The organism is Erysipelothrix sp. HDW6A (assembly GCF_011400295.1).
Taxonomy (GTDB): domain Bacteria; phylum Bacillota_I; class Bacilli_A; order Erysipelotrichales; family Erysipelotrichaceae; genus Erysipelothrix.
This window is the reverse complement of record NZ_CP049859.1, coordinates 1563525-1587489: the sequence shown is the minus strand read 5'-3', so window position 1 is coordinate 1587489 and position 23965 is coordinate 1563525. Positions and strand designations below refer to the sequence as shown.

The following is a 23965-nucleotide window of genomic DNA, read 5'->3' as shown; positions in this document are numbered from 1 at the left end:
ATGAAAAAAGTTGTAAACACAGTTGGTATTCTTTTTGTAATCTTTATGGCTATCGTAACCATTTTCCCATTCGTGTACATGGTTTTAGCTGGATTGATGACTTATCAAGAAGCGGTAAGTATTCCACCAACATTAATCCCTGCCAACCCACAGTTTATTAACTATGATTTGGTCTTTGCAAAGGCTCCATTTATTCGTTACTTCTTCAATACAGTTTTTGTTTCTTTAACAACAACAGCAGGTATTTTAGTAACATCAGTATTAGCTGGCTTTGCATTAGTTAAACTAGAATTCAAACATAAAAATCTTGTAACACTTATTATGGTTTCCTTACTTATGGTTCCATACGAGTCAATTGTTTTTACAAACTTCTTAACAATTGCAAAGTTACAATTAATTGATACATATTGGGCACTTATTATTCCATCGTTAGCGAGTGTATTCTATATTTTCTACCTTCAAAACTACTTGAAGAGTATTCCAAGCTCATATTACAAAGCTGCGAAAATTGATGGATGTGGAGATATTGAATTTATTGGTAAAATTTTAATCCCACTTACAAAACCTGCCTTAGTTACAGTTGGTATCCTTAGCTTTATTTCTGGATGGAACTCATTCCTATGGCCATTGCTTGTAACAAACCAAAAAGAATTACGATTATTGAATAATGGTCTTTCTGCTTTTACTACTGAGAGTGGTAGTGATGTCCATTTACAAATGGCAGCAGCAACACTAACTATTATTCCAATTATTATTATTTATCTAGTATTCAGAAAGCAAATTATTCAGGGGGTTGCTAAGAATGGTATTAAAGGATAAGAAAACAACATTAACATTTCATAGCGGTGTGCTTACAATAGGTGGTACGATTATTGAGGTGCGATATGGAAAGTCAAGAATTTTCTTTGATTTTGGTACTGAATACAATCCAGAGATTCAATTGAAAGATGATAGTCTTTTAAGCCTATTAGAAACAGGTTTAATTCCTGAGTTGAATCATGTATACGACCCACGCATGGGTTATCAAGAAGCAAAAGATTTAGATGCTGAAAACACTGCTATTTTTATCAGTCACTGTCATTTAGATCATACTCGCATGGTCAATTATTCAGATCCTGCAATTCCAATGTACGCACTTAAAGAAACAAAAGTACTGCTTGAGAGTCTTAACGCTAAAGGAGATTTCCTTTTACCAAGCTATGATGGTACAAGCGTTAGAAATATTATTCCATTAGACAATTTAGAAACGATTACGGTTGGAGATATTAACGTTCAAGTGATGCGTGTCGACCACGATGCATACGGTGCATGTGGTATGATTATTACAACACCAGATTTACAAATTGCTTATACTGGTGATTTACGTTTACACGGTTATGATAGAGCTGATTCGCTTGCATACTGTGAAAGAGTACACGGAACAGATATCTTAATTATTGAGGGAGTTTCGATAAGTTTTGATGATGACAGAAATGTAAATCGAATCAATAGTGAAGCCGAACTCTTAGAGAAAATCATTGCTTGTGTAAACGAGAATGATGGAAAACAAGTTACATTTAACACATATCCAGGTAATGTCAAACGTCTTGCTGCAATTGTAGAACATGCACCACGTCAAGTCGTACTAGAAGCATCTTATGCACACATTCTTAAGGAATGTTTAAACATCGATGCTTGGTATTATCAAAATGATGATACAGACTACAAACTTGATGAAAGCAAACGTTTAGATTACAAGGATTTGTTAGATGACACAGGTCATTATTTATGGCAAGTTGTGGATAACTATGAAAATCTTAAAGGAGGTGGTGTCTATATCCATAGCGACGCGTCACCATTAGGTGAATTTGATCCTGCTTACCAACCATTCTTAGATATGTTGGCAGCAAACAATATAGATTTTGTACGATTAGCATGTACGGGTCATGCATTCGTAGAAGATTTGGAGGAAATTGTTGATCGAATTTCGCCAAAACTGTTAGTCCCAATTCATAGTTTGCATCCAGAAAGACTGGAAAACAAACATGGTTTGAGACATTTACCAATCCGAGGAGAAACTATTTGAAGGAGATACTCATGAAAAGTATTAAAAAGTTTTTAGTTGTATTACTTGCAGTACTCGTATTAGTAGGGTGTTCAAGTAAACCAGCATCAAAAGATGATGCATCAATCGTAACTGAAATTAAAGAAGATGTAACGGTAACATTCTGGCACGCAATGAACGGTGCACAAGAAGAATCTTTAACAAGAATCACTGAAAAATTTATGGCAGATAATCCAAAAATTAAAATTGAATTGTTAAACCAATCAAAATACCAAGATCTTCAAAGTAAAATTAATGCTGCAATGCAATCACCTAAAGATTTACCAACAATTACTCAAGCATATCCAAACTGGTTATGGACAGCAGCAACTGTTGCAAATCTATTAGTAGACATTGACCCATACATGAATCACTCAGATTTAGGTATCAAAGATATTGACGATATCAACAAAGCATTATTAGACGGTGCTAAAATTGATGGAAAACAATATGGTATGCCTTTCAACAAATCAACAGAAGTTCTTTACTATAACAAAGATTTATTAGCACAATATGGAGTGGAAGTTCCTACAACAATGGAAGAACTAAAAGAAGCTTCAAAAACAATCTATGAAAAATCAAATGGTGAAGTAGTTGGTGTTGGTTTCGATTCATTAACAAACTATTACTCAATTGGAATGAAAGAAGCAGGCGTAGAATTCAATAAAGATCTTGACATTACAAGTGACGCAAGTGTCAATTTAATCAAATACTACCAAGATGGTATTAAAGAAGGCTACTTCCGTATCGCTGGTTCCGATAAATATCTTTCAGGACCATTTGGTGAACAAAAAATCGCTATGAATATCGGCTCAATGGCTGGAGAAAGCCATGTTAGAAAAGGTTCAGAAGGAAAATTTGAATACGGTGTAGCATTACGTCCAAGTGAAGTTAACTTACAACAAGGTACAGATATCTACATGTTCTCAGAAGCAACTCCTGAACAACGTACAGCAGCATTCTTATACATGAAACACTTAGTTTCTAAAGAATCTCAATTAGACTGGGCATCAAGTACAGGTTATATGCCAGTACGTACATCAGTACAAAATGATAAAGCATATGCTGAATCAGAATCAAAAGTTGCTCCATTAATTGCAGAAGCAACAAAGAACTTATTCCCATTACCAGTAATTGAAAACTCAGATCCTGCGTACCAATTATCAGGTAAAATTGTTGAAGACCTTCTTGTTAATAAAGACAAGGATGTTAAAGAAACATTAGAAGGCTATAAGGCAGAAATGAAAGACACTTGGAATCAATAATTTCTAAGTTCAAAGACAAGGTTTCGAAAGAGACCTTGTTTTTTTAGTTTAATGATAGTATATGACGTTAAATGTCGTATAATAGTTATATACTTGAGTCAAGAGGTGATAATCATGACACAAGGATATACATTACAAGAATTAATGCTAGAAATGAAAGGAAACACTATAACACAGTTTATCAGTGACCAACACGGACGATTCCAGGAACGCTTTGGAATGAACTATGATGAGACAGTAAGTGTTACGTTAAAGTTTCAAAATGAGAAAGATAGTATCGACTTCTATAATGAAGTAAAGTACAACACTCACTACAGCAAAGACTACACAGTTTCTACTGTAATATCTGATCCACGACAACTGGTGGTAATGGGTGCTGAGACTCTCTATGATTATTTTGGAAGTAGAGAACCAAACTTATTGACAATAAGTCGAGACTATGGGATTGCGTTTGATATTGAGTTTATTCAACAATTCTCAGGAACCGTATTTACAGGCTCTGTAAACCGAGGAGAGTTATTAAGTCGCCAATGTATCATCGAAGTCAGTAACGTCTTACCTGAGCTTGCTTTGGGTGGTCTTGTTCAAATTGGTCGAAATGACAGAGACTTCAACGACTTGTTGACTCGCTGTTATATTGTTAAAGGGTACAATCTTTAATGAGTAAATTAAACAATGCTTTATCCATGTTAGATATTCTATCAGCACGTAGTGTTGTATCTGTACAAGAGTTATCCGATGCTCTTGAGATCAGCACACGTGCTGTTCAGCGTCTCAAAGATACAATAATTGATTCTGGATATCATATTGAGACAATCATGGGACCAGGAGGTGGATACCGCCTCTTATCAAGTTCTCAGATTCAACCATTAGCATTTGATATGAATCAAAGAAGAATTCTAAAGAAAGCTATTGCTAATATGATGCAGCAGACAACGGTATATGGACCTGATATGCAAATAGCTTTAGCGAAACTATCACAACAACTAAACTATAATGATGTGAATTCAAATCCTTTTGTCCAATCTGTGCAGCTTAATGTAGATCCTCAAACCTACCAAAGACATTTGGAGTTGCTAGAGGATGCTATTGATAGGGAACATAAGATTAGGATTGAATATCAAAAGAATCATCAAACACTGAACAACTATCTTTTTGAACCGTATGAACTCGTACTCGTAAATCAACTTTGGTACCTTTTTGGCTTTGATGAGAAAAATAGATACCTTAGTTTGAAGATAAATCGTATTAATTCTATTGAGGTACTGGACACTAAATTTCTTAAAGATGATGAATTTAGTCATCGACAATCTCTTTCAGAGTTTGGATATAAGATATCACCTGTGAAGGTTTCTTTGATTGTAAAAGATCGTGATTATTTGAGTGAGTATATTTGGGGAAAAAACCAAACGATTACATGGATTGATAGTCACAAGTTTCGTCTCGAAGTAGAGTTTGCGAATGATGAAGCAGCTCGTACTTTTATCCTTCGTGGTGGGTCAAATATCTATATTGATGCACCTGAAAGTCTTCGAAATTGGGCATGTGAAGAGTATCTACAAGCATTTCAACAATATTAACGGCAATACTCTTGCATTTATTCTTTAGTCATAATAAACTTAGAATGCAACTTATGAAAACGTGGTGAATAATATGGAATTTTCGTATCAAGATGTGTTGCGTTTTATATCGAGAAAAGAGGTTTATGACATGATTGTTATTGAGGGTGTTGTAGGAGTTGGAAAGAGCTCCTTGATGAATGTAATCGCTCAGCAAGGCTACGAGCCATTTGAAGAGCCAGTAGTAGATAATCCAGTATTAGATAAGTTTTATTATGATAGAGAGCGTTATTCCTTTCCGCTACAAGTGTTCTTTTTAAATAAAAGATTTGAACATATTAAGAAAGCAAAAGATGTTACTCGTGCTGTTATGGATCATAGTATTTATGGTGATGCAATTTTCGCGAGAATGCTTAATTTAAGTGACGAAATGTCAGATGAAGAATTCCAGATTTATACCGAATTGTTACAAAATATGTTGGAACATGTTCATGTTCCAAAACTTATGATTTATTTAGAAATTAGTGTTGATGAAGCAATGCGTCGTATTGCTAAACGTGGTCGTGATTATGAACAAGTTGTTGAACGAGAATATTGGGAAAAATTAAATACAGAATACCGCAAGTATTTTGATAATTATGATTTATCTCCAATCTTAACAATTAATGTTGATAATCTTGATTTTGAAAATAACCCAGAAGATAAAGCATATGTACTGGGATTAATTGATGAAAAATTAAAGTCTTTATGATTGGAGTGGTTTAATGAAATGGTTGGATACAGCGAGAGCTTATAAGAAAAATGATCCAGCTGTAAGAAGCTTATTAGAAGTAATATTATTATATCCTGGCTATCATGCCTTAGGCTTTTATCGAGCAGCTCATTTTTTGAATACAATTCATTTGTATTTCCTTGCTCGCCTTGTATCTCAGTTTGGACGATTTATCACTCAAATAGAGATTCATCCAGCTGCCAAAATTGGTCGTCGCTTTGTAATTGATCATGGTAATGGAGTTGTTATTGGTGAAACAGCAATAGTAGGTGATGATTGCTTGGTACATCATGGTGTAACTTTAGGTAGTAAAGTAAGAGAGCCAATTAAACGTCACCCAACTTTACAAAACGGTGTTCGTATTGGTGCCTTAGCCGTTCTCCTTGGAGATATAACAATAGGAGAGGGTGCTATTATTGGTGCTGGAAGTGTTGTCACTAAAGATGTTGAAGCACATGATATTGTAGCTGGTGTACCAGCAAAATCGGTAAAAAGATAATTTACAATAGTAATTTACTAGATTAACTTAATGGAAAGTCATTCGTACTATCCATTTTTTAATGGGCAAAAGTCAATTAAACACATTAGAAATTGTTTAGAAATAAATTGTCTGTGATATAACTCACATAGTTGAATTGTGAAATATTTCTTTAATCTAACAAATGCTTGCTAATTGTTTAAATGTAAACTATCATTTAAGTAGTAGTAGAAGTTATATTTTTTTAATACAAGTTGTAAGCGCTTTCTGTTATTCACGAAGGGAGGACACAATCTGTGAACAACACCAAGTTATGCAGCATTTGTTTTAAAAGAAATGAGGTAAACTCATGTTGAAAGATAAATTTCCAGGGTATAAAGTTGCGTTTGGTTGTTTTCTTATAATGTTTATACATTTGGGGGTACTGGGAAGTATAGGGGTCTTTATTCCAAGCATTGCAAAAGAACTAAGTATTCCTATGAGCAGTATTTCACTTGTAGTAACATTCGCAACATCTTCTGCATTTATTTGTAGTCTATTCGCAACTCAATTTATTGCGAAGGTTACTGCAAAGAGAGCTATGTATTTTGCAACAGTAGTCTGTGCATTCCACTATGTAATCTTTGGATTTACACAAAATGTTTGGTTTATTTATTTAGGTGGAACTTTAGCAGGTGCTGTCATGGGATTTGGTACAAACGTTGCCGCAGCTTCCGTTATTGCTGAATGGTTTATTGACCGTAGATCAACTGTTGTTGGTTTAGTATTCGGTGGTGCTGGATTTGGTAGTTCTGTAGCAATGTTCTTCTCAGGAATACTTATTGAAAACTTTGGCTGGAGAAGCGCATACTTCATCTTAGCTGTAGTTATTTTAGTTTTTGGTATATTAGCTAACTTCTTATTTATCAAGAGTCCACAAGATCTTAATGAAAAACCTCTTGGTTGGGAAAAACAATTGGATAATGAAAATAATAAACAAGCGGTAGTAGGTGGCGTTTCATTTGCTGAAGCTCGTAAGAGTTCTACATTCTATATGTGGTGGACAGCAATATTGTTAATTGCAATGTTAATCACAGGGTATACATCTTTTGCACCAACATTCTGGCAAGAAGCTGGCATGACTCATTTACAGTCTTCAAGCTTTATTAGCCTATTATCACTCATGGGAGCAATTTCAGTCATGGTGTCAGGTGCTCTAGCAGAAAAATTTGGTGTTAAATTCTTTGTTCTGTACAATACCGTTGCGTTTACGGTAGGGACAGTTATTTTAGTCATGTTCCCAAATTCTGGAACAGTTATAACTTTAATTACAATCGTCTTAGTAGCTGTAGCTTATCCATCATCGAACTCACTCCCTGCAACCATTACTGCATCAGGTTTTGGAAACTTGGAGTATGGAAAGATCATGGCGCAGTTATCAACAGCAGATTAGATGATATTTCAGTCAATTCAAATAATGTCCAATATGCACTTATAATTGGGTGAAATATCATTTAATACCTTCCGATCTGTTTTCCTAAATCGTGAAGAATAATAAAAAATGGTGACCATTTGGTGACCATTTTCACTTTTTAGAAGATAAATTATCATACATATTTTCGACTAATTCTTTTTGCTCATCAATATCAACAAGCGCATAGGTATCTGTCGTCATTGCCTGATTATGCCCAGCGTTTTTTGCAACAATATAAGCATCAGCACCAGAGCGCAACATATTTGTTATCATCGTGCTTCTTAAGTCATACCAGGAGAATACAGGCACATTAGCGAGTGATATCGCATTTTTAATGGCTTTATCTATGGAAGACTTAGATTGTCGCTCAGTGACTCCAATCAGCGGTGTATCGCTTTGTAAATCATAAAGCTTTAAGGAATCATAGTACATATCTAATTCTACACGCAATTGGTGGGGAATAGCAACATATCTTTCTTTATTGTTCTTAGGAGGCCCGAGTTGTTTTGTCTCAGAGTCCCATGATTTCGTAATAGTAAATCGATCACCTAAGTCATCACCAAAATCTAAGGCAAATATCTCAGCAGGTCTCATGAATGTATAAAGAGATATTGCGAGTGCAGCTCTATAAGTAGGTACATTTAAATAATCCAGTACTTTGAGTACATCCTCATACTTAGTATATCTTCTCTTGAATGTACTATTAGGTCTATTCGTTTTGAGTGGTGGCATTCTTCGCATTAAGTTTTTGTCAATATAATCGAAATTTTCTGCATAGTCGAAAACTTGTTTAACAACAGAGTCCATTTTTTGTACAGACCTATTGTCGTAGTAGCTACCATCCTGCTTCTTTTTTTCAGTGATTTCTTTTCTAAAGGCAACAAGGTGTGACACTTTAATCTCTGATATTTTCAAATGACCGAGTATAGATTTGACATGATTATCATAATATCTCTTATCACCAATCTTTGTGTTTTTACGTGCTACTTTGAAATCTAAATATTCATAGAATACTTCTTCAAAAGTCATCCTACTAATTGGAGTCTTAGTTGATAAATTTTCGCAAAGTTCGAGTAATGACTCTTCAGCAAGATACTTTTTAGACTTGATCCATTTCTTTGATTTGCGTTGATAACGAACGTCATTATGATAAAAATCATAAGTCCAGCATTTACGTTTATCATTCCATTCGATACTATCTTTATAAAGTTTAAATAGATTTTGAATATCAGCTAATGTCATAATTCATTTCCTCCTTTTATATGTTATAATTGGAGTACAACAAAAGTCAGTCAGTCAGACCAAAGTTGTACTTAGACACCGGTGACCGCCGGTGTTTTTTTAATTTTCTTTCGAATTCAATTTAGCCAACACTGATTTCGGAACGTCTGACTCACTAATTATTTTTTCACTTAATGATAATTCTTTACTCATCGCAATTTTTAAATATTGTCCAGGTTGTAGTAGCTTTTCAGAGTCTTTAGTTTGAATTGTGAATGTGACTTCTCTTTCTTCTCCATTTTCACTAATTGCGATAAACTTGTACTCTTTTCCTTTATCAACAATTTTTCCTGAGTCGTCAAATAGATCTTCTATTTCAGTAGATTGATCAGCTGGGACTTTATAATAAAAATAGTCATCGTGTGCATATCTTCCATCATTGTACTGTTTTACAAAAAACAATCCTGTAAAAAATAATACAAGCGCTACAATTGAAATAAACATATTCTTCTTTTTCATAAAAATCCTCCTATTAAATTATTAATTCCATTACAATAATCAGTCAATCTTAATGATTCTAATTCCGTTGCCTTCTTTTAATTGAATCATTTTATTCTTTGGTGAATTGGAATCTTTGGACATTTCCTTAATTTTACGTTCAACTTCTTTGGAAATAAGGTTATCCAAGTCCTCTTTATTTATTTTTTCTCTATTGTTTCCAGATATCATAGGGTGAACAACCGCGATAGTGATAAGAACACTTAGAATGTTACCGATAAATCCCAACCACCCATCAGCACTACCTAATTTTGGCACATTGCTTTTTACTAAAGCATTCCCAAATGTCAAAATGTAGTATGTTACAGGGAAAGATAAAATTAACGACGATGCCAGAATGGGTAGAGCCGTTGGTTTTTTTTCACCTTTATAGGCGATAAGTAAATATAGGAGATAGAAATAGACAACTATAGAAAATAAGGATACTCCTACATTCATAAAAAAATGAGATGCATTGTCAGGTTCGTTAAAAGAGCTTTTAGTGAGCCATATGAACAAAAATAAAGTTCCGGTATAAACTAATCCTTCGAGCCAAAGCCATAAAAGATTAAATTTTCGTTTTTGTGTATTCATCAAAGTTCCTCCATTAAACAAATACTAATTCCATTACTTTAATCATATCTTTAACTTCTTTCTCACATTCCCAAGCATCATTTATATGGCAGGAAAAATGATTCTCTAATACATGAATTATTTCGTGAATAGTGGTTTTCTTCAGTTGTTGTGAGTCAAATCTATTATTTAATATCACATGGTAGACATTTCCATCATAGAAACAAAAACCTCTTATTAACGTATCTAAACTATTATTCAAGTTAATATATATACCATGGTTATAGCAGAACTCTTCAAAATTTACACCAATATGCATTTTATCATCGCGTTCCGCCTTTCTTAATACTTTCAATAATTAATAAGACAGACTCAAGAGCTTCAGGAGTTAAGTCCTTAGCACTATCAAATAGTAGTTGAAGAGACTCACTATTATAAATTTCTTTATATAGTTCTAGTAGTTCAGGCTTATTTGCGAAATAGTCTAAGTTGTCTTGGTGGTTTCCATAGATTGAGTCTTCGGCTTGAGTTAAATCGTGATTCACGAGCTCATCCATTGTCAAATTAAACATATTAGCTAGTATGTTTAGCTTTTCTATGCTTGGTTCAGACATGTCACTTTCCCACTTTTGAATGGTTGTATAATTTTTATATCCTAATTTATCAGCAATAAATTCTTGACTCATTCCATTTTTATGTCTTAAGTATCTTAAATTTTTTCCAAAGTGCATAATTTTCACCTCTTTATAACTGAATAGTACAGTATACTTGAAATTTTATCAAGTAATTTTGAATGTTTTGTATGAAAACATGAAATATATTCAATTTAACTATTGACACATGAAAATTATTCATGTAGCATGTGAGTAAGGAGGTGAAAGAGTGAAATACACACTAAAAGAGTTGCGAGCAAAAAATAATCAGAGTCAAACTGATGTTGCAAAAGCCGTCGGAGTTAGCGTTCAGACATACTGCTCATGGGAAAAAGATTATAACCAAATTAAAATAGGAAACGCTAATAAAATAGCAAATCACTTTAGAGTTACTTTAGATGATATTTTTTTTACAAAAAAACATGAAAATTATTCATGTAAAAATGAATGTTGAGTTTACTATACCTAGAAAGGAGAAGTCATGGAACTAGAAGTCGTGAATAAACCAAAAGGAAAGTTGGTTGAAGTAATATCGAAAAATGGAGGTATGGTTGTCAAAATATATGGTCTAGACATATCAGATAACGTCATATCTGTTCGCTGTGATGATCTATCACGTAGTGTTGTGACAGTTGAATTGCTGGTTGACCAGATTGATTGTCAGTTTGATAATCTCGGCTAAAGTAATTGTTTATAAAAACTGTTACAAGAGCAGTAATAACTATAAACAAAATGGTAGTTAGAAAATTTTTGAGTGTTGAGTGTTTATCCTTGAGTGCATAGTATTCAACAAGACCCGAGTTATCACTCAGTAATGAAAGGATATCAATATCAGATTTTGAGAAATTATCATAATATTTTATAAAACGCAAGCCGTTTGAGCTTAAGTAATTGATATCTCGAACAACTCCCCTAAGTTGCCCGGAGCCTACTCTTTCGTAACTTATACCTTCAATCATTTTGTAATCAAAGATAGCTTGGAGGACCTGATGGTTGGGTAATTCTTTATTTGAGTTATTCCAAAATGATGTAAACGATCTGGGGTCATTTTGATAGTTGGTTAAAACGTTATAAATATCACGATAAAGTGATTCTCTAGTTACATGCATAAAATACCTTCTTTCTATATAGAAAGTATACCAAGGTGAATAAGTAAAAGAAATGAGTAAGTAGCTGGAACGTTAAAAAGGGCAAGGGGGAAATGATGGAAACAAATAATAGTAATTCTAATTAAAGTGATCCTAATAAAAGTTTAGTTAGGATTGGTCCATTCACATTTACTCACATTTCAAATAGAAAAACAGTTAAAGCTGATTTCTATGATAATGATGATGGAGGATTTGTAGAAAAAGAAAATAATAATTTGTTAACCTGCAGTGATCGCGAAGGTGTGTACATCATTTGAACTAAAGAAACACCGCTACTGAGAATAGTGATGTTTCAATTAAGACCGTTAATGGATACATAGTTGAGGTATCAAGATAGTAAATTATTCCTTAATTTCAGGATGATATCTAAATAAATCAAGATGACCACAATTTGTACACATATATGGACGAACAGGGATAAATGTATCAGGTACTATCTTGAGTTCTTGTGGAACTTAAGAATGTCCTGTAGATACCATTTCTAATTTAACCGGTCCATATGATGCATCATAATCTGTAATTGTTGTATCTGCTCCACAGTGTGTACAACGTTTCATATTATCACCAGCTTTCTATTGTAATAATAGCATGGAGGAAACAATTTAACTATTGAGAAAGGAGAACGTAAATGAAAGAAATTGAATTAAGAAAATTAATGGAAAGAGACAATATCAGTATTAGAGAGCTTGCTCGATATTTAGATGTGTCTAAGTCTGCGATAGAGCGTTGGAGACAAAGCTCACACTATATACCTGAAAACAAGCTCTTAGATGTTTGTACTCTGTTTGGTCTCCCATATGAAGATTATATCAATCCGATTGAGTTAGTAGTGAATGATGACTCAGATCAGTTAGTATTCTCACCAAAAATAGGATTCGAAAAACTAAATCACAGTATTTCAGTGAATGGTGAATTGTACTTAAGAATTAAATCAATATCAAAACTGACAGGGCATTCTATGACATTTATTACTAAAGAATTACTCGAATTCAGTATTGAAAAAGTACGCTTACTAGATAAGTAGAGAAAGGAAATCATTATGAACTTAACATGGAGTGAAGTGCAAGATATATTAGAAATTTATTTAACTACTGCAAAACAATTAGTCAGAAAGTATAAACATAAATGGACAGCTTCAGGATTAAAGCTTGTTGATCGCAAGAAGATTCCTACATGGTTCTTCATCTATCAATATTCTAAAGAATTTGGAGTAGCAGAAACAGAATTATGTAAAAAATTCAATTACGAACTGAGAAACTATGAAGCCAATCTTACTAAGTATAAGAAGCACTTAGAAGAATTAGAAAAGGAACGTGAGAAATGCAAGAAATAAAAAAGGAAAGAACAATTAGCCCGGCAGCTAAAATCATTCTTTCTGTACTCATTTTATCATGTGCGGTTTATCTAATCAATCAGCAGCACAAGACGAGAATAGTACAGGAAAAACTTAGAAATGAAATTAATGAGGTATCCGACGACATTCGTGAGTTTCAAAAGTCCAATAAAGAAATAAAGAATGAACTGGATTTAATAAGTGAGATTGAGGAAATCGGTAGGACAGCAGCTACCACAGATGTGTTATTTACCAATTATTACACAGGCGATGGCTCAAGTGGAACAACAACAGCTTCAGGTTTATCAACAAATGATTTCACAGTTAATGATCTAGGAATGTACCTCTATGACCATAAAGTAGTTCTTGCAACTGCTCACACTTCTTTAGGTAACGTGAGAGCTGGATTTAGAACCCACCAACTCTACGACACAGTGGTCTTTGAACTAAACAATGTTATCTATACAGGTATTGTTCTTGATAAATGTGGGACATGTACCTGGGGTAATAGTTTCGAGGATAAACAGCGTTATGACATATTCACCACTCACTCTGTAATTGGTAAACAACCAGGTATGGTAATTGAGAGAAATGATTAAGCTATATTCACATCAGGTAGTGGCGCGTAAGCATCTTATGCAAAACAATGCTTTCGCTCTCTTTATGGACCAGGGAAGTGGTAAAACATTACCAATCCTATTCCATCTTGCTTACCTATTCGAACACGGCTTGATTAGTAACGCGATTATCATCGCTCCACTATCGACCTTAGGTAGCTGGTCAAGGGACCTCGATAAGCTCCCAAAGAGACGTAGAGAGTCAATTGGTGAACTTGAAATCATTAATTATGACAAAGTGTGGCGAAGAGCTGAAATATACGAGAAGAAATGGGACTGCATTGTACTTGATGAGAGTCATTCAATTAAACATAGAACGAGTAAACGTTCGAAAGCAGTAAGAAAGATGGCTCGAAATGGTAGCAAGTATCGTTATATCTTAACAGGTACACCCATGAGTAATGGCCACTTGGAAGAGTATTGGGCTCAATATGATTTTCTTGATAACTCAATATTTAATACATATAAGAAATTCAGTGATCGCTATTGCTTGTTAAACCAGTTCTTTAAACCGTACAAGTACCGAAACACTGACGAGTTAATAGAGATTATCAATAATCATTGTTATCGCATAACCAAGGAAGAATGTCTTGATTTACCAGATAAGCTTCCAGATGAAGTAATTAAAGTTGAACTTAAAGAGAAGAAACTCTACAAACAGATGATGGATAACTTTATCAAAGAGTTAGAAATCGAAGCAAGTAATCCTTTAGTACGAACGATTAAGCTACGTCAAATTGCCAGTGGGTTTATCGTAAATGAAGAAGGTCAAATTCACTCATTAAAAAGTGACAAGTTGAAAATACTTGGTGAACTACTTGAGGCAAGAGGAGATAAGAAAACAGTAATCTTTGCTGAATTCAAACACTCTATAAAATCAATAAGACACTATCTTGAGAAAAGTAATATTAAGCACTTAGTTCTTGATGGTGACCAGAAGGATAAAAACATCTGGAAGAAGTTTCAAAGTGATGAAACGGAACAGGTTATCGTTTGCCAGTATCAAACCGCAAACGCAGGAATTGACCTCTTTGCAAGTGACACGATTATCTTCTACGAACCAACACTGAGTAGTACAGTGAACGACCAAGCAAAGGATAGAATTCATCGTATTGGTCAGAACTCGAAATGTAGTTACTATTATTTACTTACAAAAGGAACATTAGAAACACAGATTTATAACACTGTTGCCAAAGGAAGTGATTTTGGTAAAGAAGTGTTACTAGACTTTATAAGAAGAGGAGAACGACCATGATTAGCGGTGTGACATTCTACGACGTTGAAGTGTTCAAACATGGCTGGTCCATAGTATTTAAAAATCAGAGAGGACAGTATAAGACGTTCATTTCAAAGCATACGGATGTAAGCGTTGGACTCAAAGTTAAAGAGTGGCTGACACGTAACAATATCTGGTTATGTGGGTTTAACTCCAAACACTATGATGACCACATTCTTCATGCGATTACTCTTGGTTTCTCTAATGAAGAAATAAAAGAGTTGAACGATTTCATCATAAATGACAGACAGCAAGCATGGCTTTGGTATAAGTTTCCCAAAGGTGAATATAAATGCTTTGACTCGTTTGATAGTAGAGATGATCTTATGTTGTCGTTATCACTTAAAGCAATTGAAGGAAACCTCGGTATGAAGATACTTGAGAGTAGTGTTCCTTTTGATATCGATAGACCACTCACTGATAAAGAGTGGGAAGAAAACATTGAATATAACAAGTTTGATGTTGATGCGACGGAGAGAGTATTCATGGAACGGCAAGACTATCTCCAAACTAAAATTATGTTAGGCGAGATGTCGGGTATCGATGAGAGAAATGCATTGTCAATGACTAATGCGAAACTTGTTGCTGCATATTTAGTAGGACGATATGCTAAACCACTCACTTGGAGTGATGAGACAGTCTACTCAAGACCACAAAACATAGAAGTGGTTAACGATGAGGTCAATGACTTCTTTAGTGAAGTTGACCCAGAGTATAAGTCCTACAGAAATGTTCTCATTGGAGACATTGAACACCGTATTGCCTGGGGTGGACTGCACGGTGCACTTCCAAACTTTCATATGACACTTGATGATGACTCAATAATTATCAATGCTGATGGACTTCAATTTTATCCATCCATGATGAATGAGTATGAGTTTCTATCAAGAGCTGTGAAAAGTCCTGAACTCTTTGAGCAGTCTTGTAATGACCGTGTGTACTATAAATCAATTGGAGACACTGCAAAACAGAAACCGTTGAAACTCGTTAACAATACGACCTATGGGGCTTCTAAGAACCAATACAATGCACTTTATGACCCGCGAATGGCAAACAGTGTATGTATTACTGGTCAGCTTCTCTTAATTGATTTGATTGAAAAATTAGAGATGAAGATAAAAAGTTTCAAACTGATTCAATCAAACACTGACGGTATCATGTTCAAATATTCAAAGAAAGACAATGACGCAGTTTATGAAGTCTTTGATGAGTGGCAGAAAAGAACACGGATTACACTTGAATATGACTTGATTAAGTCAGTTCATCAAAAAGACGTTAACAACTACATGGTCGAAATGGACAACGGGAAAATTAAAACAAAAGGTGGATATCTTGCAACATACGGTGGTCGAACACTTGAGAATGGATCCCTTGTCATAGTTTCAAAGGCAATTGTTGATTACTTCATCAAAGGAATTAGTCCAGAAGTAACCATCAATCAATGTAATGATCCATTAGACTTTCAAATGATTGCTAAAGCTGGTGGAACATATGACCAGGTTATGTGGGAAAGTCACAACGGAATGGTTGAAGTAAATAGAGTTAACAGAGTATACGCAAGCAAAGACCACAAAGATGGAACACTTTATAAAATCAAACACGAAGCAATGCGTAAAGATAAGATTGCAAGTTTACCTGAACGTTGTTTAATTGACAACAATAATGAGGTAACAATTGACCAAATTGATAAGGAATTCTATATCAATATGGCAACAAAACGAATTCATGACTTTATTGGAAAAGGAGAAAGTGAATTGGGTAAAGAATTACAACAAATTGTAAAGCGTAAAACATACAAGAAACTCGATGATGAGGTTCGTGTATTTAATAAGGGCGATATCATTTCTGATGAATGGAATGAAGCTCAGGATATTACTAAGAAGAAATATGATGATTTTATCGCTAAGGGCGAAGAGGAGGATATTGTCGTGAGTAAAACAGAAGTACAAGGAATAGTGAGTAAAATATTTGAGATTCGTAAAATCCTATCAAGAGTCCAATGGGAAAAAGACGGAACTAACACTAACCAAGAATATAACTATATTACAGAAGCACAGTATAAGAAACATTTCGAGTCTGCGATAGAACAAGTTGGCTTAGATTTTGTATTTAATCCAATTGAAACTAACTTTGTTCAAAATATAACCTCTAAGCAGCATTTAACTGAAGTAAAAGTTGAAGCTAAATTAATTGATACTGATACGAATGAGGAACGACTCTATTATGCGTTTGGCCAGGGAGCAGATATGGGTGATAAAGGAATATACAAAGCGCTCACAGGAGCACTTAAATACTTTATCAGTACTAACTTCTTGATTAATGATAACAACGATCCAGAGGCTGATGAACCACTTCCTAAACCAAAGAAAACAGCGTATGTGGCTCCAAGTAAACGTGACGAAATTAAAGAAGAGATTATGGAGACTGAGGAACTTGCTACAGCAGAGAATAAAAGAATCATAAAAGACCTCCGTGACCAACTTAAAGAAACTGGTGAGCATAACGACTTAGTAAAAGAAATCAATTCTATTATGAAATCAAAACCTACAAATAATGTCGCAATAGAATTAATAATGAGACTAGAGGACGAAATCGATGAAATTTAAAGAAGGTGCTCACAGTGGAATATAAGCTTACAAATAGCAATGTTGAGGTGGGGAAGTTAGGACGAGTTAAGAAGGTAACTGGCACGCGTCTTGCGGCGATACTAGGTTTAAACAATTGGAATACTCCGTTTGCAACTTGGTGCGATATGACCAAGGTTTACTCTCCACCGTTTGAAGATACGATTTATACTATCGCTGGTAAAGTAATTGAACCAAAAATCATTAATTTTCTAAGAAGAACTATTAAAGTTGGAAAGGTAATTGATGGTGAAGAGTACTGGGGCAAGGACTTTATGAAACGTCGATTTGATTATTACCCTGAGAACAAGATATTTGGTGGTATGTGGGATGCACTCATAGTTAGTGAGAAAACTGGTAAGCCTAGGGGAGTTATTGAAATCAAGACAACCAAGAGAGCTGAAGATTGGCAAGAGGATATTCCACTCTACTACAAGATTCAAGCAATGCTTTATGCTCATCTTCTTGGGGTTAAGAACATACTTTTTGCAGTAGCTTTCTTGAGTGATGATATCTACGATGATCCAAGTTTGTTTATTGCAAGTGAAGAAACAGTAAAGATAATTTCATTCCGACTAGATGACGACGAAATCAATCAGTACATATTACTAGCAGAAAAATGGCACAAAGAACATATCGAAGGTAAAGTTAGTCCTGATTTCGATGAGAAGAAGGATGCGGAAATATTAAAGATACTTCGTACAAATGTGGTAGAAGACATCGACGATTCAATAGAGACTCATTTAAAAATTATTGATGAAAACAAGCCACTTCTTGATGAAATGAAAAAAGTGGAGAAATTAGTTAAAGACTCTGAAAGTGCAATAAAAAAGTATCTCCTTACACAATTTGGAGAAACAGACACAAAAGCAGTAGTTTCCAGTTCAAAGTATGAGATTACGCTTTCTAATACAGTTAAGGATGTTGAGTCCTTTGATGTAGAAGCATTCAAGGAATCATACCCTAAACTGTACGAAGAATACTTGAATGTAGAAACAAAAGAAACCATTAGACAGTCAATTAAAAATATAGGAGGTACTAAATAATGGCAAAATTTACAAATGCAAATACGGGAAACGGTTGGATTAGTGAAGAGGGTGAGAAAGTCCTTCTCAAAGTTACCAAAGTAGATGACAAAATGGATGATTTTGGAAAAATCACTGTTTATTTTCAAAATGAATTAGGACAGGGAATTAGTAACAATTATCAAATTAAAAAAAGAAGTAAAATCAATGAAGGCGCAATGACTGCATTAAATATTCTAGCAAGTAGAGTACTGCCTGGAGTAGAAGAATATGATACGGATGATTTTGTTGGTAAATATATTCGCGCCAACATTATTGGAGTAGAAGGAGATGAAAAAGATGAGGATGGAAACATCAAAATGTTTTATAACATTAAAGAAATGTTTTCAACCACAGATGTATTTACTTCAAAAACGAAAAAGAATAGTAAGCCAGCTCCTGAACCTGAAGTAGATGAAGACGAGGACGACGAGGAGTGGGATTAACCCACTCTTTGTCTTAGATATTATGTTCAGATGTAATAATTGCAATTGTGAGTTTTCGATGCCTGAAAACATTCATACGACCTATGAGAAAGTTTATGGTGTAGCTAATCAATTTGGCGATAGACACAATGTAACGATGACAGTGTGTCCAGTGTGTTTACTTGATGATTATTATCTGGTTGAAGATGAGATTGAATATGAAAGAGACTGATTTACAGAAGAAGTGTTTGAGATGGTGCCGTGATCAAGAAAAGAACGGTTATCCAATTGTAGCCGTCAACCAGCACGGTAGTGCATTTGCTTCTAGAGGCGTTAGTGACATCTTACTGAACGTTAACAGTAAGTTTGTAGCTATTGAACTTAAGGTAGGTAAAAACAAGCCTACAGAGCTACAAACGCATTTCATTGAACGAATACAAAGAGCCAAAGGTTTAACGTATGTAGTTTATGATTATGAATCGTTTAAAACAATAATAAAGGAGATTTTAGATTATGAGTAATACGACTCAGATGAAACATACATTGAATATCGCGTATGACACAGTCAAAGAAGTAAGTATTCAAAGTGGTAGAAATAGATTGAATAATAAAGAGTCGATTGAGTTGTTATCCTCTGCACTACTGAGTGTTATATCGATTGTGAATAGGCTGATATATGAAGTGGAGAATAAAGATCATGTTTAACATCGATGTACTATTAAATATATTGTTCGGACTTGTGCTGTGTACATTAATTGCTGTGGTTGCACTTCTTGTGATTATCCTTGTTAAACAAATAATTATTACCGTGTTTATTGAAGATAAAGAGAATAAATAATATGCGACGAAAAGTAAAGTATACCGTAAAATATTACGACCAGATACTGGGTCACTTAAACGATATACACGAAGTATATGAAGAATTGGCTTTCAGTATTCAAGTGGTCAATTCAATGATTACTCAAAAGTTACCCTATATGGGTTACAGCGTGGAGGTGGAGTATGAATGAGTATCACTGTATTTTAGATAATGGAACAATTGTAAAAGTGCGAGCAAACTCAGAGGACGAAGCTATTCGTGTGGTAGAAGACACGTACAAGAAGCGTTGTTACAGTGTAGAACTGCAAAGTGATAATCTAGCAGATAAGATGTTTAGTGACTTAGGGTATATCGGGAAAGGATTAAGATATGAAGGTAAGTATCAAACTATAACATTCAATCTTAATAGTAAGAAATATTGGATAATGACAAACGCTCATGGTGACAATAGTTTTGTATGTAACAAACTACACCTCGCAATACATCAAAAATTAAAGGAGCTAGGGTGGATATGAATAGAGCAGAATGGTATTTTGCAAGACTAATGTTTCAAGCTGAAGAGTTTGATATTACTTACAATGATCCAAAAGAATTAATTGAAGTTGAGAAGTTATACTCTGAAATTGATGACTACCTTAATCGTAAAGATAAATTAGTTGTAGGCTCGGAATGGGTATGTGATGCGAATAATTGGTCATATGACGATACAGAATATTACGAAAGCGCCGGAGAAATCAAGGAAGGTCAAATAGTTACCATCTCAAAAATCATTGAGGGATATATACAAACAAACGAGTACAGGGACGATAGCATTCCATTAGGTCAATTTCTAGCGTGTTTTAGTCCTAAGAAGCAGAAATAAATATAAAGTGAATAGTGATTGATAGTAGTTGTTAGATATAGACTCTGCTGATTTAAATAAAAAAAGAAGGTTTTCACCTTCAAATTACAATGCTAATAAAGATACAACTATCACAGCCAATAATGCGGATAAAATAAACTGTAAAAGGAATGAACCTCTAGAATTAATGCTCTTACCCAGGTAACGATAAGCTGTTTCAACAATCCAAGAGCAAATACCAAATGAAACGCCAAAAACAGCTAGTATCACAATCATTCCACCCAAGTCACCTGAAACTTTAAATCTCATAGTTAACCTCCAAATATTGTTGGGTTAATTATATCACAAAGAATACACATAGAGTGTTAAAAGTTTCTAAAATAAAATAAAATATTAAGGAGAAAATATGTATAGAGCAGAAAAACTAATAAATGAATTTATGGTGAGTTTTACCCATATAAACCTGACGTATTCCATGAGACGTATGTGGTTGTTGGTGATGAGGAATGATTAATCTAGAAACATCATTAAACATTCTCGTCTCATTATTCGTTATTATTGTAGTCATTGGAACTGTGTTTGCAATAGTAATGGTAGTTTACACTTTAAAAACCATGAAAAAACGCGATGAGAGACGTTACAAGTGTTTCTATTATAGAAAGGTAAAGAAAGATGAATGACTTATTACTTGGTATTTTAATTGGAGTTGGTGGCAGCATACTGATACTGTTCTTAAGTGGTTTTACTCATATGAATGATCCTAAAGTATTTAGTGAGGCTGAAGTAAATGAAATGATACAAAAAGTGAGGAAACAATATGAAAATAATTCTCGATGACGAGTATTACATCAGAGCTGGTCAAGGTGCATCCTATGAGCTTGTAAGAGATGAAGGTAAAACGACACTTGTAAATCAAAAGGACGGGTCAACACTAGATACTCCAATTGTTACAGTACTTGCTTATAATGATGTACCAATGCTTGTGGATAGTTACATTAATCGCAATATAATAGATAGTAAGCGAGTCTTTACTCTAAAAGAATATGTTAATGAGTATAAGTTAATGCGAATGGAAGTTTTAAAATTATTAGATGATATTAATGGTGTAAGAACACAAACAGATAAATAGAGAGGGTGAGCCAATGAAATATATAAAAATTGTACCAGGCAAGAAAACGCCCGCTCATAAGTTAACGACTACATTTACTCGCAAAGAAATAAGTGATGTTGATGATGTTGGAATGATGGTTGAAGAGCCTTATGTTGTAGTTGATGTTGACGATAGTGAAGAAGCAGAAATTCTTCTTAATATTATTAGGGGAGAAGGTATCAAGGCACGAGTCATGAAGACGCGTCGTGGTTATCACTTCTGGTTCAAAACCTCCAAATCAATTAAGAATAACACAACCGCTAAAGTTGGACTTACGCTCTATGTCGATTACAGATCATGGGGCATTAAAGCAAATGGTGAACCTAAGCTGTCATACACGCGAATTAAAGCCGATGGTGCTTGGTTCGATTGGGAGCTGAGAACACCGTTTAAAAACCTCGATGAGTTACCACGCTGGTTAAGGCCTACTGGGAGCAAATATCTATTCAAGGGGTATTCAGATGGAGATGGTCGTAATCAGGCTCTATATGAGTACATACTCACCCTACAGTCTGCTGGGTATACGCGTGAAGAAGCTATTGAAACAATAACGCTTATTAATAAGTATGTGCTTAAGGATTCTCTAAAATTATCAGAGTTAGAGACGATACTTAGAGATGAATCCTTTGTTGATGAAGAGACTCTTGAAACAGTTAATGGTAATCACGAATCATGGTTTACAGATAAGGGTAAGTTTCTTCATAATGTATTCGCCGATATGATTATTAAGGATATGCAAATTGTTACCTATCATGCACGCACATATGTTTATGAAGATGGCTATTATCAAGATACAGACAATGACATCATGCTGAAGATGATGGAACTCTTTCCTGCAATCAGCATGAGGCAGCGCAGTGAAGTAATGTCATACATTAAAATCATCACACATGTTAGTGAACCTGAAAGTGATGAATATACGATTAATCTCATGAATGGACGTTATGATTTACGTAAACAAAGACTGACACCTCATAACTCAAAATATATGGACTTCTCAAGAGTCAATGCTGAGTATGATGCCGATGCGTATGATGAATATACTCATAATGTGTTAAAGAAAGTATTTATAAATGATGATCAGTTATTTGAACTCTTTACTCAGATACTTGGGTACAGTCTTTGTAAGAATACTATATATCAACAAGCCTTCTTTTTATCAGGTGGTGGGTCCAATGGTAAGTCAACAATATTAGAGATGGTAAAGTCTCTCATCGGTTATCGTAATGTATCCACTCTGAGTCTTACTGACTTAGAAGATAAGTTTAAGGTGGCAGAGCTTGAGAACAAACTCGTGAACCTTGGTGATGATATACCAACTTTAACTATTAAAGATACTGGTAAGTTTAAAAAGCTTGTATCGGGCGAAGGAGTGACTGTAGAGCGTAAGAACCAGAATCCTTTTGAACTGAATAACTATGCGACTTTGTGGTTTTCTACAAACAAGATGCCATCGTTTGGCGACAAGTCATTAGGGATGGAACGACGCATTACGATATTACCGTTCAATGCAACATTTACAAGTAAGGATAAAGATTTCGACCCTAATATCTTGGAGAAAGTTACGACACAATCAGCACTTAATTACTTACTACGACTTGCCATTGAGGGTTATCAATCGTTACGTAAGAGTGGTAAATTCATCGTTCCTGAAGTGGTTACGAAAGCCAATGAGGCTTATAAAATTGAGTCATCGAGTATTCTCACATGGCTCAAGGAAGGTGGTTACAGTGTCAATGAGTTAACCCATGAACCCATAGTGTATTGGTACCAACAATACAAGCTATGGTGCGTGGAAGCGGGGTATCAAAAACCATTCTCAAGACGTCAATTTGTTAATGAAATTTGTACATACGTAAAACTTGACACTAAGCAAATACGTACAGGATATGGTGATGATGTGACAGGAAAAGGATCAAAAAGAGAATACTATTTCGTTGAAAAAGCTGTCTCATAACTCGAAAAAACGGTTGTTTTGGTGTCTCATATCTTTTTTACCTTAAAAAGAGCAAGTGTCTCATAACTTTTCTAAAATCAATACTAATAAGACAATGAGACAAGTAATAAGACACA

The 23965-nt window shown here is 34.5% G+C and carries 32 protein-coding genes; 26 read left to right on the top strand and 6 right to left on the bottom strand.

The window, feature by feature from the left end:
* The 8 genes from G7059_RS08145 to G7059_RS08110 all read left to right on the top strand — a co-directional run bounded on the left by G7059_RS08145 (window position 1) and on the right by G7059_RS08110 (window position 7589).
* A complete protein-coding gene (locus G7059_RS08145; protein ID WP_166081593.1) occupies window positions 1-819 on the top strand; it encodes a carbohydrate ABC transporter permease in 819 nt (272 codons plus the stop codon).
* The gene (locus tag G7059_RS08140; RefSeq protein WP_166081592.1) at window positions 803-2065 is read left to right on the top strand and encodes an MBL fold metallo-hydrolase; all 1263 of its coding nucleotides are present in this window, start codon (window positions 803-805) and stop codon (window positions 2063-2065) included. The genes G7059_RS08145 and G7059_RS08140 overlap by 17 nt, the downstream gene beginning before the upstream one ends.
* Window positions 2066-2076: 11 nt before the next feature.
* Window positions 2077-3348, top strand: a complete 1272-nt coding sequence (locus G7059_RS08135) for an ABC transporter substrate-binding protein (protein WP_166081591.1) — start codon at window positions 2077-2079, stop codon at window positions 3346-3348.
* 114 nt (window positions 3349-3462) lie between these two features.
* On the top strand, window positions 3463-4008 hold the full coding sequence (locus G7059_RS08130) for a hypothetical protein (RefSeq protein WP_166081590.1): 546 nt from the start codon (window positions 3463-3465) through the stop codon (window positions 4006-4008).
* Window positions 4008-4928, top strand: a complete 921-nt coding sequence (locus G7059_RS08125) for a YafY family protein (RefSeq protein ID WP_166081589.1) — start codon at window positions 4008-4010, stop codon at window positions 4926-4928. Before G7059_RS08130 ends, G7059_RS08125 begins: the two co-directional genes overlap by 1 nt.
* A 73-nt stretch (window positions 4929-5001) precedes the next feature.
* Window positions 5002-5658, top strand: a complete 657-nt coding sequence (locus G7059_RS08120; protein WP_166081588.1) for a deoxynucleoside kinase — start codon at window positions 5002-5004, stop codon at window positions 5656-5658.
* Between the two features lie 13 nt (window positions 5659-5671).
* Entirely contained in the window at window positions 5672-6178 is a 507-nt protein-coding gene (gene epsC / locus G7059_RS08115) for a serine O-acetyltransferase EpsC (protein ID WP_166081587.1), read from the top strand.
* Window positions 6179-6506: 328 nt separating this feature from the next.
* Window positions 6507-7589, top strand: a complete 1083-nt coding sequence (locus G7059_RS08110; RefSeq protein WP_166081586.1) for an MFS transporter — start codon at window positions 6507-6509, stop codon at window positions 7587-7589.
* A gap of 132 nt (window positions 7590-7721) precedes the next feature.
* On the opposite strand, the gene G7059_RS08105 is transcribed toward G7059_RS08110, so the two are convergent.
* The 4 genes from G7059_RS08105 to G7059_RS08090 all read right to left on the bottom strand — a co-directional run bounded on the left by G7059_RS08105 (window position 7722) and on the right by G7059_RS08090 (window position 10672).
* Complete coding sequence (locus tag G7059_RS08105; RefSeq protein ID WP_166081585.1) at window positions 7722-8852, bottom strand: tyrosine-type recombinase/integrase; 1131 nt, start codon at window positions 8850-8852, stop codon at window positions 7722-7724.
* A gap of 99 nt (window positions 8853-8951) precedes the next feature.
* Window positions 8952-9350 carry a YxeA family protein gene (locus G7059_RS08100; RefSeq protein ID WP_166081583.1) on the bottom strand — a complete coding sequence of 133 codons (399 nt, stop codon included), beginning with the start codon at window positions 9348-9350 and terminating at the stop codon, window positions 8952-8954.
* 39 nt (window positions 9351-9389) lie between these two features.
* The gene (locus tag G7059_RS08095) at window positions 9390-9962 is read right to left on the bottom strand and encodes a hypothetical protein (RefSeq protein WP_166081582.1); all 573 of its coding nucleotides are present in this window, start codon (window positions 9960-9962) and stop codon (window positions 9390-9392) included.
* A gap of 302 nt (window positions 9963-10264) precedes the next feature.
* The gene (locus G7059_RS08090; RefSeq protein WP_166081581.1) at window positions 10265-10672 is read right to left on the bottom strand and encodes a helix-turn-helix domain-containing protein; all 408 of its coding nucleotides are present in this window, start codon (window positions 10670-10672) and stop codon (window positions 10265-10267) included.
* A 151-nt stretch (window positions 10673-10823) separates the two neighbouring features.
* Between G7059_RS08090 and G7059_RS08085 the strand changes: the two genes are divergently transcribed.
* Entirely contained in the window at window positions 10824-11048 is a 225-nt protein-coding gene (locus G7059_RS08085; RefSeq protein ID WP_166081580.1) for a helix-turn-helix transcriptional regulator, read from the top strand.
* A gap of 133 nt (window positions 11049-11181) precedes the next feature.
* On the opposite strand, the gene G7059_RS08080 is transcribed toward G7059_RS08085, so the two are convergent.
* Complete coding sequence (locus G7059_RS08080) at window positions 11182-11703, bottom strand: hypothetical protein (RefSeq protein ID WP_166081579.1); 522 nt, start codon at window positions 11701-11703, stop codon at window positions 11182-11184.
* Between the two features lie 667 nt (window positions 11704-12370).
* Here G7059_RS08080 and G7059_RS08075 point away from each other — a divergent pair.
* The 13 genes from G7059_RS08075 (at window position 12371) to G7059_RS08015 (ending at window position 20763) form a co-directional block, all read left to right on the top strand.
* A complete protein-coding gene (locus tag G7059_RS08075) occupies window positions 12371-12766 on the top strand; it encodes a helix-turn-helix transcriptional regulator (RefSeq protein ID WP_166081578.1) in 396 nt (131 codons plus the stop codon).
* A 15-nt stretch (window positions 12767-12781) separates the two neighbouring features.
* Window positions 12782-13075: a hypothetical protein gene (locus G7059_RS08070; protein ID WP_166081577.1), complete on the top strand. Its 294-nt coding sequence runs from the start codon at window positions 12782-12784 to the stop codon at window positions 13073-13075.
* Window positions 13063-13674 (top strand): hypothetical protein, encoded by a 612-nt coding sequence (locus G7059_RS08065; protein WP_166081576.1) that lies wholly within the window; start codon window positions 13063-13065, stop codon window positions 13672-13674. Before G7059_RS08070 ends, G7059_RS08065 begins: the two co-directional genes overlap by 13 nt.
* The gene (locus tag G7059_RS08060; RefSeq protein WP_166081575.1) at window positions 13667-14947 is read left to right on the top strand and encodes a DEAD/DEAH box helicase; all 1281 of its coding nucleotides are present in this window, start codon (window positions 13667-13669) and stop codon (window positions 14945-14947) included. Before G7059_RS08065 ends, G7059_RS08060 begins: the two co-directional genes overlap by 8 nt.
* A complete protein-coding gene (locus G7059_RS08055) occupies window positions 14944-17574 on the top strand; it encodes an ERF family protein (RefSeq protein WP_166081574.1) in 2631 nt (876 codons plus the stop codon). Before G7059_RS08060 ends, G7059_RS08055 begins: the two co-directional genes overlap by 4 nt.
* Before the next feature lie 14 nt (window positions 17575-17588).
* Window positions 17589-18638 carry a YqaJ viral recombinase family protein gene (locus G7059_RS08050; protein WP_166081573.1) on the top strand — a complete coding sequence of 350 codons (1050 nt, stop codon included), beginning with the start codon at window positions 17589-17591 and terminating at the stop codon, window positions 18636-18638.
* Window positions 18638-19102, top strand: coding sequence for a hypothetical protein (locus tag G7059_RS08045; RefSeq protein ID WP_166081572.1), 465 nt, complete (start codon window positions 18638-18640; stop codon window positions 19100-19102). The genes G7059_RS08050 and G7059_RS08045 overlap by 1 nt, the downstream gene beginning before the upstream one ends.
* 58 nt (window positions 19103-19160) lie before the next feature.
* A complete protein-coding gene (locus G7059_RS08040; RefSeq protein WP_166081570.1) occupies window positions 19161-19313 on the top strand; it encodes a hypothetical protein in 153 nt (50 codons plus the stop codon).
* Window positions 19300-19602, top strand: coding sequence for a hypothetical protein (locus G7059_RS08035; protein WP_166081569.1), 303 nt, complete (start codon window positions 19300-19302; stop codon window positions 19600-19602). Before G7059_RS08040 ends, G7059_RS08035 begins: the two co-directional genes overlap by 14 nt.
* Entirely contained in the window at window positions 19595-19786 is a 192-nt protein-coding gene (locus G7059_RS08030; protein WP_166081568.1) for a hypothetical protein, read from the top strand. The genes G7059_RS08035 and G7059_RS08030 overlap by 8 nt, the downstream gene beginning before the upstream one ends.
* Window positions 19779-19919 carry a hypothetical protein gene (locus G7059_RS08025; RefSeq protein WP_166081567.1) on the top strand — a complete coding sequence of 47 codons (141 nt, stop codon included), beginning with the start codon at window positions 19779-19781 and terminating at the stop codon, window positions 19917-19919. Before G7059_RS08030 ends, G7059_RS08025 begins: the two co-directional genes overlap by 8 nt.
* 164 nt (window positions 19920-20083) lie before the next feature.
* Window positions 20084-20416, top strand: a complete 333-nt coding sequence (locus G7059_RS08020; protein WP_166081566.1) for a hypothetical protein — start codon at window positions 20084-20086, stop codon at window positions 20414-20416.
* Entirely contained in the window at window positions 20413-20763 is a 351-nt protein-coding gene (locus G7059_RS08015) for a hypothetical protein (RefSeq protein ID WP_166081565.1), read from the top strand. The genes G7059_RS08020 and G7059_RS08015 overlap by 4 nt, the downstream gene beginning before the upstream one ends.
* Before the next feature lie 84 nt (window positions 20764-20847).
* Here G7059_RS08015 and G7059_RS08010 read toward each other — a convergent pair whose 3' ends face one another.
* On the bottom strand, window positions 20848-21051 hold the full coding sequence (locus G7059_RS08010; protein ID WP_166081564.1) for a hypothetical protein: 204 nt from the start codon (window positions 21049-21051) through the stop codon (window positions 20848-20850).
* Window positions 21052-21248: 197 nt separating this feature from the next.
* Here G7059_RS08010 and G7059_RS08005 point away from each other — a divergent pair, with 197 nt between their 5' ends.
* Genes G7059_RS08005 through G7059_RS07990 form a run of 4 tightly spaced genes read left to right on the top strand, consistent with a single transcriptional unit; the run spans window position 21249 to window position 23849 of the window.
* Complete coding sequence (locus G7059_RS08005) at window positions 21249-21422, top strand: hypothetical protein (protein ID WP_166081563.1); 174 nt, start codon at window positions 21249-21251, stop codon at window positions 21420-21422.
* Window positions 21415-21579, top strand: coding sequence for a hypothetical protein (locus G7059_RS08000; protein ID WP_166081562.1), 165 nt, complete (start codon window positions 21415-21417; stop codon window positions 21577-21579). Before G7059_RS08005 ends, G7059_RS08000 begins: the two co-directional genes overlap by 8 nt.
* Window positions 21560-21871 carry a hypothetical protein gene (locus tag G7059_RS07995; protein WP_166081561.1) on the top strand — a complete coding sequence of 104 codons (312 nt, stop codon included), beginning with the start codon at window positions 21560-21562 and terminating at the stop codon, window positions 21869-21871. Before G7059_RS08000 ends, G7059_RS07995 begins: the two co-directional genes overlap by 20 nt.
* A gap of 13 nt (window positions 21872-21884) precedes the next feature.
* Entirely contained in the window at window positions 21885-23849 is a 1965-nt protein-coding gene (locus G7059_RS07990; protein ID WP_166081560.1) for a phage/plasmid primase, P4 family, read from the top strand.
* Window positions 23850-23965: the final 116 nt, after the last annotated feature.

What these genes read in the sequence shown, in the direction of transcription:
- G7059_RS08145 (WP_166081593.1), top strand. Translation starts at nt 1, where the DNA reads ATGAAAAAAGTTGTAAACACAGTTGGTATTCTTTTTGTAATCTTTATG.
- G7059_RS08140 (WP_166081592.1), top strand. Translation starts at nt 803, where the DNA reads ATGGTATTAAAGGATAAGAAAACAACATTAACATTTCATAGCGGTGTG.
- G7059_RS08135 (WP_166081591.1), top strand. Translation starts at nt 2,077, where the DNA reads ATGAAAAGTATTAAAAAGTTTTTAGTTGTATTACTTGCAGTACTCGTA.
- G7059_RS08130 (WP_166081590.1), top strand. Translation starts at nt 3,463, where the DNA reads ATGACACAAGGATATACATTACAAGAATTAATGCTAGAAATGAAAGGA.
- G7059_RS08125 (WP_166081589.1), top strand. Translation starts at nt 4,008, where the DNA reads ATGAGTAAATTAAACAATGCTTTATCCATGTTAGATATTCTATCAGCA.
- G7059_RS08120 (WP_166081588.1), top strand. Translation starts at nt 5,002, where the DNA reads ATGGAATTTTCGTATCAAGATGTGTTGCGTTTTATATCGAGAAAAGAG.
- epsC (WP_166081587.1), top strand. Translation starts at nt 5,672, where the DNA reads ATGAAATGGTTGGATACAGCGAGAGCTTATAAGAAAAATGATCCAGCT.
- G7059_RS08110 (WP_166081586.1), top strand. Translation starts at nt 6,507, where the DNA reads ATGTTGAAAGATAAATTTCCAGGGTATAAAGTTGCGTTTGGTTGTTTT.
- G7059_RS08105 (WP_166081585.1), bottom strand. Translation starts at nt 8,852, where the DNA reads ATGACATTAGCTGATATTCAAAATCTATTTAAACTTTATAAAGATAGT.
- G7059_RS08100 (WP_166081583.1), bottom strand. Translation starts at nt 9,350, where the DNA reads ATGAAAAAGAAGAATATGTTTATTTCAATTGTAGCGCTTGTATTATTT.
- G7059_RS08095 (WP_166081582.1), bottom strand. Translation starts at nt 9,962, where the DNA reads ATGAATACACAAAAACGAAAATTTAATCTTTTATGGCTTTGGCTCGAA.
- G7059_RS08090 (WP_166081581.1), bottom strand. Translation starts at nt 10,672, where the DNA reads ATGCACTTTGGAAAAAATTTAAGATACTTAAGACATAAAAATGGAATG.
- G7059_RS08080 (WP_166081579.1), bottom strand. Translation starts at nt 11,703, where the DNA reads ATGCATGTAACTAGAGAATCACTTTATCGTGATATTTATAACGTTTTA.
- G7059_RS08075 (WP_166081578.1), top strand. Translation starts at nt 12,371, where the DNA reads ATGAAAGAAATTGAATTAAGAAAATTAATGGAAAGAGACAATATCAGT.
- G7059_RS08070 (WP_166081577.1), top strand. Translation starts at nt 12,782, where the DNA reads ATGAACTTAACATGGAGTGAAGTGCAAGATATATTAGAAATTTATTTA.
- G7059_RS08065 (WP_166081576.1), top strand. Translation starts at nt 13,063, where the DNA reads ATGCAAGAAATAAAAAAGGAAAGAACAATTAGCCCGGCAGCTAAAATC.
- G7059_RS08060 (WP_166081575.1), top strand. Translation starts at nt 13,667, where the DNA reads ATGATTAAGCTATATTCACATCAGGTAGTGGCGCGTAAGCATCTTATG.
- G7059_RS08055 (WP_166081574.1), top strand. Translation starts at nt 14,944, where the DNA reads ATGATTAGCGGTGTGACATTCTACGACGTTGAAGTGTTCAAACATGGC.
- G7059_RS08045 (WP_166081572.1), top strand. Translation starts at nt 18,638, where the DNA reads ATGGCAAAATTTACAAATGCAAATACGGGAAACGGTTGGATTAGTGAA.
- G7059_RS08040 (WP_166081570.1), top strand. Translation starts at nt 19,161, where the DNA reads ATGCCTGAAAACATTCATACGACCTATGAGAAAGTTTATGGTGTAGCT.
- G7059_RS08035 (WP_166081569.1), top strand. Translation starts at nt 19,300, where the DNA reads ATGAAAGAGACTGATTTACAGAAGAAGTGTTTGAGATGGTGCCGTGAT.
- G7059_RS08030 (WP_166081568.1), top strand. Translation starts at nt 19,595, where the DNA reads ATGAGTAATACGACTCAGATGAAACATACATTGAATATCGCGTATGAC.
- G7059_RS08025 (WP_166081567.1), top strand. Translation starts at nt 19,779, where the DNA reads ATGTTTAACATCGATGTACTATTAAATATATTGTTCGGACTTGTGCTG.
- G7059_RS08020 (WP_166081566.1), top strand. Translation starts at nt 20,084, where the DNA reads ATGAATGAGTATCACTGTATTTTAGATAATGGAACAATTGTAAAAGTG.
- G7059_RS08015 (WP_166081565.1), top strand. Translation starts at nt 20,413, where the DNA reads ATGAATAGAGCAGAATGGTATTTTGCAAGACTAATGTTTCAAGCTGAA.
- G7059_RS08010 (WP_166081564.1), bottom strand. Translation starts at nt 21,051, where the DNA reads ATGAGATTTAAAGTTTCAGGTGACTTGGGTGGAATGATTGTGATACTA.
- G7059_RS08005 (WP_166081563.1), top strand. Translation starts at nt 21,249, where the DNA reads ATGATTAATCTAGAAACATCATTAAACATTCTCGTCTCATTATTCGTT.
- G7059_RS08000 (WP_166081562.1), top strand. Translation starts at nt 21,415, where the DNA reads ATGAATGACTTATTACTTGGTATTTTAATTGGAGTTGGTGGCAGCATA.
- G7059_RS07995 (WP_166081561.1), top strand. Translation starts at nt 21,560, where the DNA reads ATGAAAATAATTCTCGATGACGAGTATTACATCAGAGCTGGTCAAGGT.
- G7059_RS07990 (WP_166081560.1), top strand. Translation starts at nt 21,885, where the DNA reads ATGAAATATATAAAAATTGTACCAGGCAAGAAAACGCCCGCTCATAAG.